Here is a 17,872-nt window from a genome sequence, read left to right as displayed (position 1 = left end):
GTGTAGGTTGTGTCTCTACTACATGTGCATTTTCATATCCAAGGTGCTCCAACACTTCATCTCTACTATTAACGACACCTTCAGCATAACCGACCTCATAAGCTCGGTTGGGCGACAAAGTTAAAAACTCACCAGGACCAGCATTGTATTCGCTAAGGTCAATGGTGTCATCTGCCATCGCTCTAGCATATAAAGGGTCGCGATCATTTCTTTCAGCCGCCGCTACCATTGCAGATACCCAAGCTGATTGTGCTTTTGAATCGGCTGCTGACCCATCTCCAGTGACAACACCTGATGCCCCAATGGTTCCGTTCGTATTCATATAAATGTCATCCGCCATCAGTGATATGTATGAACCTGCTGATAAAGCTTGACTTTTTACATAGGCAGTTGTTGGAACATTGACTGCTGATAATAGCCCTGCTATTTCGTTCGCTGAATCAACTCTACCACCTGGAGTATCGACTTCAAATATAATATGATCAGCAAAGTTTTCTTCCGCTTCCTGAATACTTCGATCCATAAATGCTGCTAATCCTCGTTCAACCTCTTCTTCTACAGGGACGATATAAACGAGAGGAGCTGATGGGTCATTCTCGGCTTCAATTGGTTGTTGATTTAACCATATAAATGACAAAGCAAAGATCACAACAAGATAGACCATTCTTTTCACCTTTTGTAACCTCCCTTCACCTTGAATAGTTATACTATTCTTACATTAAATATAACCAAAAAATAAGTGCTAAGCAAACCAACGACATCTGTATATGAATACGTATATACGATGTGAACATTGAAATGCAAAGCACCTATCTTTCTCTACCTTATTGCAATTGTTTCAAAACAAATTGGTTTACTTTTGAGCCGTCTGCTTTACCTTTAACTTTTGGCATAACAGCACTCATCACTTTCCCCATTTGTTGTTTTGACGTAGCACCAACTTCTTGAATTGTTTTTTCAATAATTTGATGCAACTCCTCGTCTGATAACTGCTTAGGTAAATATGTTTCAATAAGAGCTAATTCCCGCTCCGTTTTCTCAACTAAATCTTCACGACTAGCATCCTTGAACTCTTGGAGGGAGTCTTTTCTTTGCTTAACTTCACGAGTTAGAACTTGTAGCTCATCATCTTCAGTGAGCTCTTCGTTCTTACTAATAGCTTCATTTTGCAATGAAGATTTAATCGCACGAATGACTGTAAGCTTATCTTTTTCCTTTTTTCTCATAGCTTGTTTCATATCTTCGTTCAAACGATCAAGCAAAGACATTAAAAACTACACCTCTTTTTACTTTTTACGCTTTCTTGCAGCTTCTGACTTCTTCTTACGACGTTCGCTCGGCTTTTCATAAAATTCACGCTTACGATACTCTGATAGCGTGCCGCTCTTTGAAACCGAACGTCTAAAGCGTCGAAGAGCATCCTCAATAGACTCATTCTTTCTAACGCGAGTTGAATTTGACATGCTCTACCCTCCCTCCAAATAAAACGCATAAATCAAATGTGCTATTGCACATCTTTGCTTATTATATTAAACATTTGCCAATTGGTCAATGTTTTACGCATGACTTGTCCAGAATAACATATGATGAATTGAGGTGTTCATTATGTATTCACTTACTTTATTGATTTTTGTCTTCATTGCAATATTTATATTTGGGATCGTTTTAATGCGAATTGGATTTCAAACTTTAACATACACACATATCAAGCAATTCACACCTAAACTTTCTCCTTTAAATGGCTTGTTAGCAGGTTTATTGATTACAGCTTTACTTCAAAGTAGTTCTGCTTCAATTGCGCTTCTCATCACGTTTATGGCATCGATGAGAAGATCTTTAAAATTCGCGATATGTTATTTAATTGGAGCTAACATAGGGACAACCTTTACCGTTCAATTGTTTGTATGGAACAATTTGGACCTTATGTGGTTCTGTCTAATCGTTGGTGTACTTTTAATTTTTATCCCTTTGCAACACTACTTGTGGTTTTCAGGTGGTGTTATATCTTTCGGTTTAGGTATAATTTTTACTGCATTATATGGATTAGAAAATTTAGCTAGTGTTATTCCAACACAACAGATCGAACAATTAATTGGTGTTGAGCAAGAATCAACGTTTCACCTCATGCTGTTAGGATTTATGTTAACAACGGTTATACAATCTTCAACCACTGTTACTGGAATTTTAATGAGTTTTTCAACGGATGGGTTAATTCCACTTTCTCATATTTACTATTTACTATTGGGAATAAATATAGGGACTTGTATTACAATTTTAATCGTGTCAATCAGTCAACCTTTCTATGCAAAGATTACAGCTTATGCACACATATGGATTAATGTATTAGGTGCTATTATCGCATTACCAGCTATCTTTAGAGACCCGTTAATACAACTTACCACGTGGTTAACGTCAAATCCTGAACAACAAATTGTCTTTATTTCGATTTTATATAATGTCGTAACAGGTGTTATCTTCTTACTTCTTTTATCGCCGTTTTGTAAATTTATAACGTTCATTCACAAAGATAAAAGTGATTTAAGAACCCAAAAAAAAGCTGTTCCTAAAAGTCGAGTTGACTAATTGGAACAGCCTTAATTAATACACTTTAGTAATCAGATGTTGAAGTTTCACCATTCACAATTTGCACTCCAGAAGAAGCACCAATTCGTGTTGCACCTGCGTCGATCATAGCATTTGCATCATCAAGGCCCTTTACTCCTCCTGAAGCTTTAACACCCATCTCAGGGCCAACAGTTAAACGCATTAAATGAATATCTTCTACTGTTGCACCGCCACCTGAGAAGCCTGTTGAAGTTTTAACAAAATCAGCACCTGCTTTTTTCGCAATTTCACATGCTTTCACTTTTTCATCTTGAGTTAGTAATGATGTTTCAATAATCACTTTCACAAGTGCTTTGTTTTCAGCTTCCGTTACAACGGCTTTAATGTCTCTTTCAACTTCTTCATATTGGCCATCTTTTAATGAACCGATGTTAATTACCATATCGATTTCTGTTGCACCATTTTCGATTGCTTGCTTCGTTTCAAAAGCTTTCGCTTCTGGAGTTGTAGCTCCTAATGGAAAACCGATCACTGTACATACTTTAACATCAGATTCTTTTAATAATTCATAGCAGTGAGCAACCCATGTTGGATTAACACATACTGAAGCAAAACTATTTTCTATTGCTTCCTGACAAATGTGATTAATCTTTTCAGTTTGAGTCTCTGGTTTTAGTTGTGTGTGGTCAATCATGCTAGCTAAATTTTGTCCCATTGTTATCTCTCCTTATGTTAAGCCAATTAATAAAATATACTAAACCACTTGATGACTTGATTCTTCTGTCATGGCACGAACAAACTGTCCTTCATTATAAGGATAGCCTGGTTTAGTAATTTTAACTCTTATAATTTGACCTACTAATTCTGGTGGACACTCGAATACGACTTTCAAATAATTGTCTGAGTAGCCTTCATAAAGACCACTATTAGGATCTTTTTTATACGGTTCTTCAGGGATGACTTCTAACACTTCACCTTCATAAAGTGATGCATATTCTTTCGCTTGTTGGTCTGAAAGTTCAATTAATCGATGGACACGATCATTTTTCGTTTCATCATCAATTTGGTCTTTCATACGTGCTGCAGGTGTGCCTGTTCTCATCGAGTAAGGGAATACGTGTAGTTCTGAGAAGCCAATTTCTTGCACAGAACGGTACGTTTCCATAAACTCTTCTTCAGTTTCTCCTGGGAAACCTACAATGACATCTGAAGTAATTGCTAGGCCTGGTAACGCTTGTTTTACTTTTTCAATACGACTATGGTAAAACTCCATCGTATATTTACGACGCATTCTCTTTAATACAGTATCTGATCCTGCCTGCATTGGAATATGCAAGTGTCTAACGATTTTATCAGACTGATCTAATACTTCTATTACTTCATCTGTAATTTGACTAGCTTCAATAGATGAGATTCTAATACGTTTTAAACCTACTACCTTTTCATCTAAATCACGAAGTAATGCTGCTAAGTTATAGTCTTTTAAATCTTCACCATAACCGCCTGTATGAATTCCTGTTAAAACTATTTCTTTGTAACCAGCGTCAACAAGTTGTTGTGCTTGATTGACGACATCTTCAGGTGGTCTAGAGCGCATCAGCCCTCTTGCCCACGGAATTATACAAAACGTACAGAAGTTATTACAGCCTTCTTGAATTTTAAGTGATGCTCTCGTACGGTCAGTGAATGATGGAACGTCCATTTCCTCAAATGAACGTGTTTTCATAATGTTACTAACACCATTAATAGGTTCTCTTTCCTTTTTATATTGCTCTATGTACTCAAGCATTTTACGACGATCTTGTGTACCTACAACAATATCAACACCAGGGATCTCCATAATTTCATCAGGAGAAGTTTGGGCATAACAACCTGTTACACAAATGACGGCGTCAGGGTTCTTTCTAATCGCACGACGGATAACTTGGCGGCTTTTTTTATCACCTGTATTCGTTACGGTACATGTATTGATAACATAGACGTCTGAGCTTTGATTAAAATCAACTCGTTCATAATCATGTTCTTTAAAGAAATGCCAAATCGCTTCTGTTTCATAATGGTTTACTTTACAACCTAAAGTATGAAATGCAACTGTCGTCACACTTTCACCTCCATTCTTCTAAATAAAAGGATAAAACCGACAAAACGTATAAAGGAGCTGTTTCCGTTCGTAAAATTCTCGGACCTAAACGAATTGGGACAGCTTGTTTTAATATAGAGTTTTGCAATTCTGCTTCTGAAATACCACCTTCTGGACCAATAATGACAAGTATACGATCATTACTTTCAATTCCTTTTAGCAGTTCAGAAAGAGACTCAGTACCTTGATTTTCTCCTTTGGCTTCATATTCACTAGCAATTAATATTTTATCAAAAGTTTCTCGATTGAGAAGTGATTGGACCGTTTCTAGATTAGCAATAGTTGGTACAGATTGCCTATGAGATTGTTCACTAGCTTCTTTTGCAATTTTTTCAAGTCTTTGCAATTTCTTTTTCGCTTTTTTTTCATCCCATTTTACAATAGAACGATCCATCTTTAACGGAACAAACTCTCTTACACCTAGCTCAGTTGCCTTTTGAACAACGAGGTCTAGCTTATCACCTTTAGGCAAGCCTTGAGCTAATGTTACATAAACAGGTAGTTCTGTATTTTCATCAAGTTGCTCAATTATGCGACAATGAACGATTTGTTTATCAGTATTAATCTCTGCAATTTCTACGAGATAACTTTGTTCAGAAGGGTGACAACAAATAAAGTGACTGCCTGTTTTTTCTCTCATAACATTAACAATGTGATGAAAATCTTCACCAGAAATTAAAACTACATTGTCATCTAAGTTCCATAGGTCTTCCGATATAAAATACCGTTGCATGTTAATCCCTCATTACTCAGGCTTCTGTGCGATGATCGAAATCCAATCTTCCATTTGGTTTACTTCTAGTATGTTAAAACCTTTGTCTTCTAAATCACTTTTGACTAACCCTTTTTTGCCTTTAATGATTCCCGAAGTAATAAAATAACCGCCAGGCTTCACTAAATTATAAGCTTCATCAGTAGTTTGTACGATAATCTCAGCTAATATATTTGAAACAATCACATCTGCTTGTTCTGTAATCCCGACTAACAGGTCGTTTTGTTCAGAAGTTACAAGCTCTTGTACTTTGTTTAACTTTACGTTAATTGTAGTACTTTTAACTGCAACCTCATCTAAGTCATATGCCCGAATACCGCTAGCACCAAGTAACGCTGATGCAATAGACAGAACACCTGAACCTGAGCCAACATCGATCACTCGATCACCACTTGTTACATAACGCTCTAACGCCTGTAGGCTAAGTACAGTTGTAGGATGTGTACCCGTTCCAAAAGCCATACCTGGGTCTAATTCAATAATAATCTCGTCACTATTAACTGGCTCATAATCTTCCCATGTTGGTATAATTGTAATTTTTTCAGAGATTTTCACAGGTTTATAGTACTTTTTCCAAGCTGTCGCCCACTCTTCTTCATTAACTTCTGAAATAGTAACATTATTTTTTCCAATATCAATATCGAATGTCACTAAATTATTAATAGCTTCTTTTATTTCTTCAACAGTTTCACCTAAAAAACTATTAACTGGTAAATAAGCTTTTATATATACCCCTTCTTCTGGGTAACTACTTGGATCTAAGTCATATATTGTTCCATACAATGTTGAACGCTCTTGAAATAAATCTTGGCGATCTTCTATAACGACACCACTAGCACCTGACTCATGTAAAATATTCGACACCGGTTCTACTGCTTCAGTAGCCGTATGAATTTTTATTTCAGACCATTTCACGTACCATCACTCACTTCAATATATTATTCACCTTTAAATGCACGTTTAAATCGTTTAAATAAATTATCTTGTTGTTCATCTAAAGAGTCTTCACCACTTTGTTCATGGAATTCTCTCAATAATTCTTTTTGTTTATCACTTAAGTTTTTAGGAACCATCACTTTAACTAAAATATGCTGATCACCTTGACCGTAACCATGAACATTTGGTGCACCTTTACCTTTCAACCTAAAGTGTGTACCTGTTTGTGTTCCAGCTGGTATTTTCAATTTAACACGTCCGTGTACAGTTGGAACCTCAAGTTCATCACCTAAAGCAGCTTGTGTAAAGGTAATTGGAATTTCACACAAAATATCGTCTCCATCACGTTCAAAGAACTCATGTCGTTTAACACGTACAACGACAAATAGATCCCCTGGAGGACCTCCATTCTCACCTGGACCACCTTGACCAGAAACTCTAATTTGCTGGCCATCTTCTATGCCGCCAGGAATTCGAATGTCGATCTTTTTGCGTCGTTTCACATTTCCTGCTCCACCACATGTAGAACATTTATCTTCAACGAATTGCCCTGTTCCTGAACAATGGTTACAAACTCTTCTATTAACTACACGTCCGAACGGTGTATTTTGTTCAACATTCATTTGACCCGCACCATTACAATGTGAGCAAGTCGTTACGTTGGATCCAGGTTTCGCACCAGACCCATCGCACGTTTCACATGATTCTTCTTTTGGAATCTGGATAGTCGTTTCCTTACCAAATATTGCTTCTTCAAAATCAATTTCCATAGTATATTGAAGGTCTTGACCTTGTCTTGGTGCGTTAGGATCTCTACGCCCTCCCCCACCGAAGAACATATCAAAAATATCACCAAAGTCGCCGAAGCCTTCAGCTCCACCACCAAATCCATGGCCTTGCTGTGCCCCTGCGTGACCAAACCGATCATACTGTTGACGCTTTTGATCACTGCTTAGCGTTTCGTAAGCTTCTTTAACCTCTTTAAATTTATCAGCCGCGTTTTCTTCTTCACTAACGTCTGGGTGATACTGTCTTGCTAATTTTCTATAAGCTTTTTTAATTTCATCTTTTGAGGCATCTTTTGAAACACCTAGTACCTCATAATAATCTTGTTTACTCAATTGAAGACCACACTCCCGTATCTTCTCACATAAAGTTTATCATAACATTTTTATTATATTAACTGCAATTATCCACATATAGTAAAACCCGTTACAGAACTCATAAAGAAAGCCAAAGCCAAGGGTGAGATATTCTTGACTTTGACTTTGAACTTTAAAACAGTTTAATCAGGCTTACTTCTTCTGCTCGTCTTCGTTAACTTCTTCATACTCAGCATCTACAACGTTGTCATCTTCTGACTGGCCTTCGCCGCCTTCTTGTTCTTGCTGAGCTTGTTGTTGAGCTTGCTCATACATTTTAACTGATAAGTTTTGAACTTCTTGCTCTAAAGCTTCTTTCTTTTCTTTAATTGCATCTAGGTCTTCACCTTCTAATGCGGTTTGAAGCTCTTCTTTAGCTGTTTCAGCTTTTTGCTTTTCTTCTTCAGTGACAGCTTCACCAAGGTCACCAATTGTCTTATCTGTTGTGAAGATTAATTGGTCAGCTTCGTTGCGAAGTTCTACTTCTTCACGACGCTTCTTATCCTCTTCGGCATTTTCTTCAGCTTGCTTAACCATTTCTTCTACTTCTTCTTCTGATAGACCCGAAGAAGACTTAATTGTGATTGATTGTTCTTTATTAGTACCTAAGTCTTTTGCACTTACGTTTACGATACCGTTTGCGTCAATGTCGAACTTAACTTCGATTTGTGGTACTCCACGTGGTGCTGGTGGAATGTCTGTTAACTGGAAACGGCCTAGCGTTTTGTTGTCCGCTGCCATTTCACGTTCACCTTGTAATACGTGAATATCAACAGATGGCTGGTTATCAGCTGCTGTAGAGAATACTTGTGATTGACTAGTTGGGATCGTTGTATTTCGTTCGATTAATTTCGTAGAAACGCCACCCATAGTTTCAATACCTAATGATAGTGGTGTTACGTCTAGAAGTACAACGTCTTTAACATCACCTTGTAGTACTCCACCTTGAATCGCAGCACCTAGAGCTACTACTTCATCAGGGTTCACACCTTTTGAAGGTTCTTTTCCAATTTCTTTTTGGATCGCTTCTTGTACTGCTGGAATACGTGTTGAACCACCTACTAGAATTGCTTGATCAATTTCAGATGGTGACATGCCAGCATCTTTAAGAGCTCGACGAGTAGGCCCCATTGTACGCTCTACTAGTTCAGAAGCTACTTCTTCAAACTTAGCACGAGTTAAGTTCATTTCTAAGTGAAGTGGACCTGCATCTCCAGCTGTAATGAATGGTAGAGAAATTTGTGTTTGAGCTACACCTGATAAGTCTTTTTTAGCTTTTTCAGCTGCTTCTTTTAGACGCTGTAAAGCCATTTTATCTTGTGATAGGTCAATTCCATTTTCTTTTTTGAATTCTGCAACCATATGATCAATAATCACTTGGTCAAAGTCATCACCACCAAGTTTATTGTCACCTGCAGTCGCAACGACTTCAAATGTTCCTTCACCAATGTCTAAAATGGATACGTCAAATGTACCGCCACCAAGGTCATATACTAGTACTGTTTGATCTTGGTCTTGATCAATACCATATGCTAAAGCAGCTGCAGTTGGTTCGTTAATGATACGTTCAACTTCTAAACCTGCAATTTTACCAGCATCTTTAGTTGCTTGACGCTCTGAGTCGTTGAAGTAAGCTGGAACTGTAATAACAGCTTTTGATACTTCTTCGCCTAGGTAATCTTCTGCATATGATTTAATATGTTGTAAAATAATAGCTGAAACTTCTTGAGGTGTGTACTCTTTACCTTCAATTTCAACCTTATAGTCTGTACCCATATGACGTTTGACTGATTGAATTGTATTAGGGTTTGTGATTGCTTGGCGTTTAGCCACTTCACCAACCTGGCGTTCGCCATTTTTAAATGCTACAACTGATGGTGTTGTACGATTCCCTTCAGGGTTAGGAATTACTTTTGATTCGCCACCCTCCATTACTGCTACACATGAGTTTGTTGTACCTAAGTCAATACCAATGATTTTACTCATAAGTAAGCTCCTCCTTTTATATCCTTCTTATTCGTTTACTTTTACCATAGCTGGTCTAATAACGCGATCTTTTAGTTGATAGCCTTTTTGTAATACTTCAATAACTTGGTTAGATTCGATTCCTTCTTCACTAACTTGCATGACAGCTTGGTGCATTTGTGGATCAAACTGAACACCTTCTGCTTCAACTTCCTCAATTCCATGTTCCTCTAATGCTTGCTTAAATTGGTTATATACCATTTCCATTCCTTCAGCAAATGAATTCGTGCTTTCATCATTAACTTCTACTTGAAAAGCACGTTCAAAGTTATCGAGAACGGGAATTAAGTCGTTTGCAATGTCTTGAGATTTATACTTTAAGTCAGCTTCTTTCTCTTTCTTTGTACGACGGCGGAAGTTATCGAAATCTGCTTGAAGTCTTGCTAACTTATCTTGCAAAGCTTCTTTCTCTTGCTTGATCTCTTCAATTTCAGAAAGTTGTTCAGCTTCTTCGCCTTCAACCTCATCTGAATGTTGCTCGACCGCCTCATCATTAACAGAGTCTGACTCTTGCTCCGTATATTCGTCATTTACTACTTCTTCTGTTAAATCTTCATGACCTTTGTTTTGTTCATTCATTACTGTCACCCCCTACTCATACGTTTCTTTCACCAATTGTTAAATATATCATTTAAATTGTTAAAACAAAACCCTGACGCTAAATAAACTTGGCAAATTTGTAGAAATTCGCCAAGTCATTAGCAAAGGTTCACAAACCTAGAAACATTGTTCCCTCATTTTTAATCATTAAACCATCTATAAAGTGATTGGCTCATATGATTAGACCATAAATCTAACAATGACACAGCTTTAGCATATTCCATTCGTGTTGGCCCAAGTAATGCAATGGTACCTATTTGGTTTTCGCCTAAAGTATAGGTCGCTGTGATGAGTGTACAATTGTTCATCACTTCCATTTCATTTTCATGACCGATTGAGATTTTCAATCCTTCTTGGTTAGTTTTTAAGATCGGGGCGATTTGGTCTTCGCTCTCCATCACATTAAATAAAGAGCGTGCCTTTTCAATATCATTGAATTCTGGTTGCATTAAAATGTTCGATTTTCCACTGACATATAAACTAGTCGTTTGATGGTTAAACAAAGCTTTCTGAATTAAGTCATAAGATTTTTGGAAGTTAGAAGTATATCGATTAATTAAGTCTATAACTTCACTTTCAATCATTCGATCTAAATAAACAATTGGTACACCAACTAACTTCTCATTTAATATATTGACAACCTTTTCTAAATCGGAGTGATCAATTTCTGATGGAACAGCAAAAGAGCGGTGTTCCACATGACCTGTATCCGTTACTAAGATCGCAATAGCTGACTGTTTGTTAATGGGAACAATTTGCAATTGCTTAAGCTTTGTTTCATACACCTCTGGCCCAAGTACTAACGTTGTATACTGAGTTAGTTCTGATAAGATATGAGCAGAGTTTTGCATCACTTTTTCCATCTCAATCATTCGATCATCAAATTGAGATTGAACTAGACGCACTTCATCACTTGATAACTGTAGTGGCGACATCATATGATCAACATAAAAGCGATATCCTTTTTCTGATGGAATACGACCTGATGAACTATGTGTCTTCGATAGAAAACCTTCATCCTCCAAATCGGCCATTTCATTGCGAATGGTAGCTGGGCTGAATGCAACATCTTCTCTTTTCGCAATGTTTCGCGAACCAATTGGCTGTGCTGTCTCAATAAATTCATCAATAATAACTTTTAAAATCAATGCTTGACGTTCTGTAAGCATATGCATCACCCCTGTTAGCACTCACCTTCAACGAGTGCTAATTCTATTTATAAATTATCAAAATCATGAATGACTGTCAATTGGAAACTTCTTATCCCAAACATCATCACTTATAAGAAATGAGGCAAAAACATCATTACCGAACAACATACCGTCACGAGTCATTGAAATCGTATCTCCTTTCTGTACGATCCACCCTTTATTAACTAAATAATCAATCTCATTTTGATAAAGATCAAAGAAAGAAAAATCATATCGTTCTTTAAAATGATAATCCGACACACCAGACTTCCTACGTAATCCTAAAAACATCTCTTCTTCTACTTGTTCTTTTAATGTGACTTTCTCTGAATGTAATACAGGTTTTATACCTTGTTTAATTTGATCTTCATAATGATTGACTGGCCTTAAATTGACATAACGCTCGCCATTTAAGTACCCATGTGCACCTGCACCAAAAGCATAATATGGTACATTATCCCAATATGATAAATTGTGTTTACTCTCATAACCTGGCTTTGAAAAATTACTTATTTCATAATGCTGCAACCCTTGTTCTTCCATAAGGTTAGCTAAAGAATGAAACATTTGTGCTTCAACTTCTTCTGGCGGTTTTGATAGTTTACCTTTCTGATATCGCATATAAAAAACGGTTTTAGGTTCAATTTGTAGTGCATATGAAGAATAGTGTGGTAAATCAAAAGATAAAGCTTTCTTCAGCGTTGTTTCAAAATGTTCCAACGTTTGACTCGGTAAGGCATAAATAAAGTCCATACTAATGTTAGTTAAACCGTACTGTTGTAACAGTTTTACCGAGCGTTCGACATCATCTACGGTATGAATTCGATTCATTTCTTTTAAGTAATCATTATCTAAAACTTGGACTCCTAATGAAACACGATTAATTCCGTATTGAGCCATCAACTTCACATGACCTTCATGAAACTCCCCTGGGTTTGCTTCAATAGTGAATTCTTCAACTTCTTCAATGTTAAAATAGTTCCAAATGGTTCGGAATAGCTTCTCTAGTTGATTCTCGTTCAAACTAGTTGGCGTCCCTCCACCGATATAGATCGTCCTAACCGAAACAGGTTCTTCTTTTATATACATACTTATTTCTTTATTTAAAGAGTCCAAGTACGAATCAGCAATCCCTTCATGATAATACATCTTCGCAAAATCACAGTAATGACATATTTCATGACAAAATGGGATGTGTATATAAACAGCTTGTACACTCATATAATCCCTTCTCTCACTAAAATCATTCTTTTAAACAGATAAAAGGGCAGACCTTAATCGGCCGGCCCTTTTTAAATTAATTTTGGTCATCATCCATCTCTAATACTGACATAAAGGCTTCTTGCGGCACTTCAACTTTTCCTACCATCTTCATACGTTGCTTACCTTCTTTTTGCTTCTCTAACAACTTACGTTTACGAGAAATGTCACCACCGTAACATTTCGATAGAACGTTTTTACGCATAGCCTTAATAGTCGTACGAGCGATAATTTTATTTCCAATCGCTGCTTGAACAGGTACTTCAAACTGCTGTCTTGGAATTAATTTCTTTAGTTTTTCTGCTATTTGCTTTCCTCTATGATAAGCAAAGTCTCGGTGCACAATAAATGATAACGCATCAATCGTTTCACCATTTAATAGAATATCCATTTTAACTAAGTCAGAAGGTTTATAACCACTAAGCTCATAGTCAAAGGATGCATACCCTTTAGTTTGTGATTTCAAACGATCAAAGAAGTCATATACAATCTCTGATAATGGAATATCATATACAATGTTTACACGATTTTCATCCATATACTGCATGTCAGAATACTCGCCACGCTTTTTCTGACAGATTTCCATAACAGCTCCGACATAATCGTTTGGAACCATAACAGATGCTGTTACAAATGGTTCGCGGACTTCTTTTATTTGCTGAGTTTCTGGCATAAGCGATGGATTTTCAATTTCAATTACTTCCCCATCACTCATCTCTACTTCATAAATTACACTTGGTGCTGTCGTAATTAATTGAATATCAAATTCACGTTCAATACGCTCTTGAATAATTTCCATGTGTAATAATCCTAAAAATCCACAACGGAAACCAAACCCTAAAGCTTGAGATGTTTCAGCTTCATATTGTAAAGAAGAATCATTTAATTCAAGACGTTCTAACGCATCACGTAAATCGTTATAATCATCAGCACTCACAGGGAATAGTCCACAATAAACCATAGGATTTAGGCGACGATAACCTGGTAATGGTTCATCGGCTGGATTTTTAGCTAACGTAATTGTATCACCGACACGAGTATCTTTAACATTTTTAATAGATGCTGTTAAAAAGCCAACATCACCAACGGACAGCTCTTTCTTTTTTACTGGGTTAGGTGTAAAGACGCCCAACTCATTAATTTCAAACTCTTTATCTGTTTGCATCAGCTTAATTTTATCGCCAATTTTAAGAGAACCTTCTTTAATACACGTATAAGCTATGACACCACGGTAAGAGTCATACAATGAATCAAAGATCAACGCTTTCGTCGGGTCTTCTTCTTTACCATCAGGTGCTGGGATGTCTGTGACGATACGTTCCATAATTTCATCAATCCCTTTACCATCTTTAGCTGACGCTAAAATGGCTTCATCACCATCAATACCAATGACGTCTTCGATTTCTTGTTTAACTCGATCCACATCAGCACTTGGTAGATCAATCTTATTAATTACTGGAATAATTTCTAAATCATTATCAAGCGCTAAATAGACGTTCGCTAGTGTTTGAGCTTCAATTCCCTGAGCAGCGTCTACGACTAAAATCGCACCTTCACAAGCAGCTAAGCTACGCGATACTTCATATGTAAAGTCGACGTGGCCTGGGGTATCAATTAAATGAAAGATATAATCTTCCCCATCACTTGCTTCGTACTCAAGCTGCACAGAATTTAGTTTAATAGTAATTCCACGTTCACGTTCTAAATCCATCGCATCTAAGTACTGATCTTTCATTTCTCGGTCTGTTAATGCTTTCGTTTTTTCTAGTATTCGATCCGCTAAAGTCGACTTTCCATGGTCGATATGAGCTATAATCGAGAAATTTCGAATGTTTTTTTGTCTTTGATTAGTCAAAATTCACCACTCCTGTCACGTCCATTCGCTAGCTCGATTATAGCAATACCGAGCGCTTTATTCAATTATAGTTACATCGATTTATTAAATATCTATCATAAACCAAAGGTCGCCGCTAACCTATGGAAGATATGAAATAGAAAGGTAAAGATATTTTTTACATAAGTTTCAATTAGTGAAGCAACCGAGTATAGACTCGTTTGGCTCTCACTAACTTCTTGGTCTTGAATAATCCGCTCATGCCTTTCTGAGAAGGAATCTGTTTCTTGCTCTTCCAATTGTTCTTCTTGTTGAATAACTGCAACTTGATCATCTGTTTGGCCAAATTCTACACCCAACTGAAAAATGATAAATATAACAACTGCCCACCCGATTAACCTCATAAGTTCGAACTCCTTTCTTATTCAGACTCTTGACTTTGTTTATTTTGATAAAAATCTGCAAATACTTCTGCAAACATTTCAAGACTGCGATTTAACTCATCAAAGTTATTATCAACTCCACCTACTTCAAGTAATATCTTGTTGTCGGATAAATCTTGGTTAAAGACACCATTTGTACCTGAGCCTTGACTTACTTGAACACCTCTGCTTAACGTCGGGTAATGCTCTTCAAGCATTTGATGAAGCTCAGCAGCAAACTCTAAATTCGCTTCATAATCTTCTTGATCTCCACCAACTACAAACATTAACTTAGCTACAGATTCACCATCTATTGTTGTAGTTGTAATATGATGTGGTTGTCCATCTCTATGAATATCTATGAAATACTCAATGTCATCATTTTCTTCCATCGTCTCTTTCAACACATTTCTTGCTACATTGTAAGATTCTCCATAAGGGAGATCTTCTTGCTGAAGAACTTGATAATGGTCTGTTTGATCGACGTGAGATTCGATACCATATTCATTTAACATCGTTTGCAAGTTCAAACTTAGATCAACAACGTTATCTGTATGATTAAAGGCTTCATGTGCACTTGTTCCTTCCTCCATATAAGGGAGGAACCCTTCTCGGTTATGGGCATTATAAATAAAGACTGATTGATTTTCGTAATCGTCTACCTCACGTTCTTCTGTAGTATCAACTTCATCCTCTGACTCAAAAATATACTCAGGTGGTTCTGACTCAATAGATGTTGTAAAGTAATTTGTCCCACTTCCGGCAATGACAATTGTGCTATCTTGACCAGGAAAATTCGGCAATTCATGGCCAAATAACATTCTTAAATCTTGATAAGGTAGATCCGTAATTGCTGGAAAGATGACACTTGAGAATGTAATCGGTTCTTCTTGTTGATCTAATACCCCTGACATAATAGGTTGGTCGACTGTCATTAAATATGAAAAAGAAGCACCATCGATTTCATTCATCCAACCTTGAAGAATGTTTGATGGTGCCTCTGAGAAGTTCTTGGAGAATAAAGGAATTAACATCCATACACATAGAAATAAAATAATAAACATGACGTATGGGTTTCGTTTTATTTGGCTAACTTTGGTTCGGTTAAAATTCAGTTTTTTCATGACCTTCTCAACCCTTCTATTAAAGTTCTATTAAAACTTTATTCAGTAAGTTGAAAAGGTAGAACCAATTAAGTTATAAAATCTCGTGCATTTTCTTGTTTAATATGGGAATGTAAACCTTGGTTAACGCCAGAAGCAACAAGTTTACTCATATGATCTATCACATCATCAACTTCTTTAGGCGTTACCATCAAATTATGACCTATTGGACTTAATACTTCACGAATGAGCTGTCTTTTTTCATCTTCTGAAAGTGACCCGACGACACCTAAGTATTTTTCTTTTGATTCCTCATCTGGTAAATCTGCATCTGTCAGTTCGACCCGTTCACCAAATGTCATACCAGCAGGCGTTAGCGCTTTACTCGCTTGATCACCATCTCGCATTTCTCTACCAAAGTGTTTTAAAATATAATCAATCGTATCGGCTGTTATCGTAACGGCATCGACTACTGTCGGGATACCAATAGAGAAAACAGGTACTTCTAACGTTTTTTCACTAACTTCTTTACGATCATTACCTACACCAGAACCTGGATGAATTCCTGTGTCTGATAATTGAACAGTCGTATTAACGCGATCAACAGATCTAGCTGCTAAAGCATCAATGACGATAATAAAATCAGGGTTTGTTTCTTTAACTGCACCAAAAATTAAATCACTCGTTTCAATTCCTGTAAGTCCCATAACGCCAGGTGTGAAAGCTGATACAGGTCTAAATCCTTTTTCTACTGTTTCCGGTTGTAGCTTGAATAAATGTTGAGTAATATACGCTTTTTTCAAAGCTTGTGGACCTAACGCATCAGGTGTTACATAATCATTGCCTAACCCGACAACTAAACAACTCGCATCAGGGTGAATATCATGCATCTTAATTAACCTTTCAATTTCCGCACCTAAAATCGTGGCCATTTTCTTTTCGAACTTATAATCGAGATTTCTTAATTTTTGTGACTCGATGGTAATGTAGTGCCCAGCACTTTTACCAACACGTTCACTACCTTCTTCATCAATTTTCACTCTCGTCAACTTAACATCTTCTTCTTGGTATTCCTTTATTATAATGCCATCTAGTTCTTCTTTTTTATCAGGGTTTCTTTCTATAAACATTTCCCTTGCTTCTACCGCTAAGTCAGTACGTGGTCCAACAAATTTTTCTGTCATTTTCATACCTCCTATCTAAAAATAGCGTTTCCAATATGTCATAATTTAAACGACAAGTGAGGCTTCTTGACACCAAACTATTGAAAACTAGTCAGTGCTTTGATAAAATGACTTTTGTCCAAGATAGAAACGAACTATTGAAAAGGACAGATTCATCAGGAGGTGAAAGGAAATGGCAAATAACCCACAAGCGGTAAAACGTATTCGTGTAAACCAAGATAAGCGTGAACGTAACCAAATCGTACGTTCAGACATGCGTAGTGCTGTTAAGAGTGTTGAAACAGCAGTTAAGCAAAACGATGTTTCTTCTGCTCAAGATCTTCTAAAAACAGCAGAAAGCAAAATCGACAAAGCTGTTCAACGTGGCATTCTTCATAAAAATAACGGTGACCGTAAGAAGAGTAGCTTAGCAGCTAAAGTTAACAAAATTGCTAACTAATTTTATTCAATGAAAAAGGCTGTCCCAACAAAGTCATGTAATTGACTTATGGGAACAGCCTTTTTTTATAAAATTACCTCGTTGAAGCCGTGTTTAATTGAGCTGAGATCACTTTTAAATACATTTCTAATGCTAACCACTTGTCCATTTGGCCTGTTTTTAACTTCTCATCAGTGTTAGAACCTTCGATCATAATTTGCTTCAATGCATTTTCTGAGAAAAATCGCTCTCGTTTAGAAGCCATTTTCACAGCATAAGGA

At 36.8% G+C, this 17,872-nt stretch carries 17 protein-coding genes and 2 pseudogenes; 2 read left to right on the top strand and 17 right to left on the bottom strand.

Translation table 11 applies throughout. The annotated features are described in order from the left end of the window. The 3 genes and pseudogenes from A194_RS0107035 to rpsU all read right to left on the bottom strand — a co-directional run. Positions 1–664 (bottom strand): annotated as a pseudogene (locus tag A194_RS0107035) (NfeD family protein); the annotation flags it as partial. Between the two features lie 160 nt (positions 665–824). Next, positions 825–1,268 carry a GatB/YqeY domain-containing protein gene (locus A194_RS0107030; RefSeq protein ID WP_017186149.1) on the bottom strand — a complete coding sequence of 148 codons (444 nt, stop codon included), beginning with the start codon at positions 1,266–1,268 and terminating at the stop codon, positions 825–827. An 18-nt stretch (positions 1,269–1,286) separates the two neighbouring features. Further along, positions 1,287–1,463: a 30S ribosomal protein S21 gene (gene rpsU / locus A194_RS0107025; protein ID WP_017186148.1), complete on the bottom strand. Its 177-nt coding sequence runs from the start codon at positions 1,461–1,463 to the stop codon at positions 1,287–1,289. Between the two features lie 142 nt (positions 1,464–1,605). Between rpsU and A194_RS17710 the strand changes: the two genes are divergently transcribed. Further along, complete coding sequence (locus A194_RS17710) at positions 1,606–2,583, top strand: Na/Pi symporter (protein WP_017186147.1); 978 nt, start codon at positions 1,606–1,608, stop codon at positions 2,581–2,583. Positions 2,584–2,608: 25 nt separating this feature from the next. Here A194_RS17710 and deoC read toward each other — a convergent pair whose 3' ends face one another. The 13 genes from deoC to gpr form a co-directional block, all read right to left on the bottom strand. Continuing rightward, positions 2,609–3,280, bottom strand: coding sequence for a deoxyribose-phosphate aldolase (deoC, locus tag A194_RS0107015; RefSeq protein ID WP_017186146.1), 672 nt, complete (start codon positions 3,278–3,280; stop codon positions 2,609–2,611). 39 nt (positions 3,281–3,319) lie between these two features. Continuing rightward, entirely contained in the window at positions 3,320–4,666 is a 1,347-nt protein-coding gene (mtaB, locus tag A194_RS0107010) for a tRNA (N(6)-L-threonylcarbamoyladenosine(37)-C(2))-methylthiotransferase MtaB (RefSeq protein ID WP_017186145.1), read from the bottom strand. 4 nt (positions 4,667–4,670) lie between these two features. After that, positions 4,671–5,438 carry a 16S rRNA (uracil(1498)-N(3))-methyltransferase gene (locus A194_RS0107005; RefSeq protein WP_017186144.1) on the bottom strand — a complete coding sequence of 256 codons (768 nt, stop codon included), beginning with the start codon at positions 5,436–5,438 and terminating at the stop codon, positions 4,671–4,673. 12 nt (positions 5,439–5,450) lie between these two features. Beyond that, positions 5,451–6,392 carry a 50S ribosomal protein L11 methyltransferase gene (gene prmA / locus A194_RS0107000; RefSeq protein ID WP_017186143.1) on the bottom strand — a complete coding sequence of 314 codons (942 nt, stop codon included), beginning with the start codon at positions 6,390–6,392 and terminating at the stop codon, positions 5,451–5,453. A 23-nt stretch (positions 6,393–6,415) separates the two neighbouring features. After that, the gene (dnaJ, locus tag A194_RS0106995; RefSeq protein ID WP_017186142.1) at positions 6,416–7,534 is read right to left on the bottom strand and encodes a molecular chaperone DnaJ; all 1,119 of its coding nucleotides are present in this window, start codon (positions 7,532–7,534) and stop codon (positions 6,416–6,418) included. Between the two features lie 174 nt (positions 7,535–7,708). Further along, positions 7,709–9,541: a molecular chaperone DnaK gene (gene dnaK / locus A194_RS0106990; RefSeq protein WP_017186141.1), complete on the bottom strand. Its 1,833-nt coding sequence runs from the start codon at positions 9,539–9,541 to the stop codon at positions 7,709–7,711. Positions 9,542–9,568: 27 nt separating this feature from the next. Continuing rightward, positions 9,569–10,159, bottom strand: a complete 591-nt coding sequence (gene grpE / locus A194_RS0106985; RefSeq protein WP_017186140.1) for a nucleotide exchange factor GrpE — start codon at positions 10,157–10,159, stop codon at positions 9,569–9,571. 161 nt (positions 10,160–10,320) lie between these two features. Further along, positions 10,321–11,349, bottom strand: coding sequence for a heat-inducible transcriptional repressor HrcA (gene hrcA / locus A194_RS0106980; RefSeq protein WP_017186139.1), 1,029 nt, complete (start codon positions 11,347–11,349; stop codon positions 10,321–10,323). 63 nt (positions 11,350–11,412) lie between these two features. After that, positions 11,413–12,591: a radical SAM family heme chaperone HemW gene (hemW, locus tag A194_RS0106975; protein WP_017186138.1), complete on the bottom strand. Its 1,179-nt coding sequence runs from the start codon at positions 12,589–12,591 to the stop codon at positions 11,413–11,415. Positions 12,592–12,667: 76 nt separating this feature from the next. Beyond that, a complete protein-coding gene (lepA, locus tag A194_RS0106970; RefSeq protein WP_017186137.1) occupies positions 12,668–14,485 on the bottom strand; it encodes a translation elongation factor 4 in 1,818 nt (605 codons plus the stop codon). Between the two features lie 95 nt (positions 14,486–14,580). Then, positions 14,581–14,868 carry a hypothetical protein gene (locus A194_RS0106965; RefSeq protein ID WP_017186136.1) on the bottom strand — a complete coding sequence of 96 codons (288 nt, stop codon included), beginning with the start codon at positions 14,866–14,868 and terminating at the stop codon, positions 14,581–14,583. Between the two features lie 17 nt (positions 14,869–14,885). Next, positions 14,886–16,010: a stage II sporulation protein P gene (gene spoIIP / locus A194_RS17705; RefSeq protein WP_017186135.1), complete on the bottom strand. Its 1,125-nt coding sequence runs from the start codon at positions 16,008–16,010 to the stop codon at positions 14,886–14,888. Positions 16,011–16,078: 68 nt separating this feature from the next. Next, entirely contained in the window at positions 16,079–17,173 is a 1,095-nt protein-coding gene (gene gpr / locus A194_RS0106955) for a GPR endopeptidase (RefSeq protein ID WP_017186134.1), read from the bottom strand. Positions 17,174–17,345: 172 nt separating this feature from the next. Between gpr and rpsT the strand changes: the two genes are divergently transcribed. Further along, the gene (rpsT, locus tag A194_RS0106950) at positions 17,346–17,612 is read left to right on the top strand and encodes a 30S ribosomal protein S20 (RefSeq protein WP_017186133.1); all 267 of its coding nucleotides are present in this window, start codon (positions 17,346–17,348) and stop codon (positions 17,610–17,612) included. Positions 17,613–17,685: 73 nt separating this feature from the next. Here the strand turns inward: rpsT and A194_RS17700 are convergent. Continuing rightward, a pseudogene (locus tag A194_RS17700) lies at positions 17,686–17,872 on the bottom strand (DNA polymerase III subunit delta); the annotation flags it as partial.

Origin of the sequence: Alkalibacillus haloalkaliphilus C5, from assembly GCF_000269905.1 — a bacterium.
Taxonomy (GTDB): Bacteria; Bacillota; Bacilli; order Bacillales; family Alkalibacillaceae; genus Alkalibacillus; species Alkalibacillus haloalkaliphilus_A.
The sequence above is the reverse complement of the archived record's forward strand: the minus strand, read 5'-3'. Positions and strand labels throughout refer to the sequence as shown.

What these genes read in the sequence shown, in the direction of transcription:
- deoC (WP_017186146.1), bottom strand. Translation starts at nt 3,280, where the DNA reads ATGGGACAAAATTTAGCTAGCATGATTGACCACACACAACTAAAACCA.
- A194_RS17710 (WP_017186147.1), top strand. Translation starts at nt 1,606, where the DNA reads ATGTATTCACTTACTTTATTGATTTTTGTCTTCATTGCAATATTTATA.
- A194_RS0106965 (WP_017186136.1), bottom strand. Translation starts at nt 14,868, where the DNA reads ATGAGGTTAATCGGGTGGGCAGTTGTTATATTTATCATTTTTCAGTTG.
- spoIIP (WP_017186135.1), bottom strand. Translation starts at nt 16,010, where the DNA reads ATGAAAAAACTGAATTTTAACCGAACCAAAGTTAGCCAAATAAAACGA.
- hemW (WP_017186138.1), bottom strand. Translation starts at nt 12,591, where the DNA reads ATGAGTGTACAAGCTGTTTATATACACATCCCATTTTGTCATGAAATA.
- rpsU (WP_017186148.1), bottom strand. Translation starts at nt 1,463, where the DNA reads ATGTCAAATTCAACTCGCGTTAGAAAGAATGAGTCTATTGAGGATGCT.
- gpr (WP_017186134.1), bottom strand. Translation starts at nt 17,173, where the DNA reads ATGACAGAAAAATTTGTTGGACCACGTACTGACTTAGCGGTAGAAGCA.
- grpE (WP_017186140.1), bottom strand. Translation starts at nt 10,159, where the DNA reads ATGAATGAACAAAACAAAGGTCATGAAGATTTAACAGAAGAAGTAGTA.
- hrcA (WP_017186139.1), bottom strand. Translation starts at nt 11,349, where the DNA reads ATGCTTACAGAACGTCAAGCATTGATTTTAAAAGTTATTATTGATGAA.
- A194_RS0107030 (WP_017186149.1), bottom strand. Translation starts at nt 1,268, where the DNA reads ATGTCTTTGCTTGATCGTTTGAACGAAGATATGAAACAAGCTATGAGA.
- A194_RS0107005 (WP_017186144.1), bottom strand. Translation starts at nt 5,438, where the DNA reads ATGCAACGGTATTTTATATCGGAAGACCTATGGAACTTAGATGACAAT.
- rpsT (WP_017186133.1), top strand. Translation starts at nt 17,346, where the DNA reads ATGGCAAATAACCCACAAGCGGTAAAACGTATTCGTGTAAACCAAGAT.
- dnaK (WP_017186141.1), bottom strand. Translation starts at nt 9,541, where the DNA reads ATGAGTAAAATCATTGGTATTGACTTAGGTACAACAAACTCATGTGTA.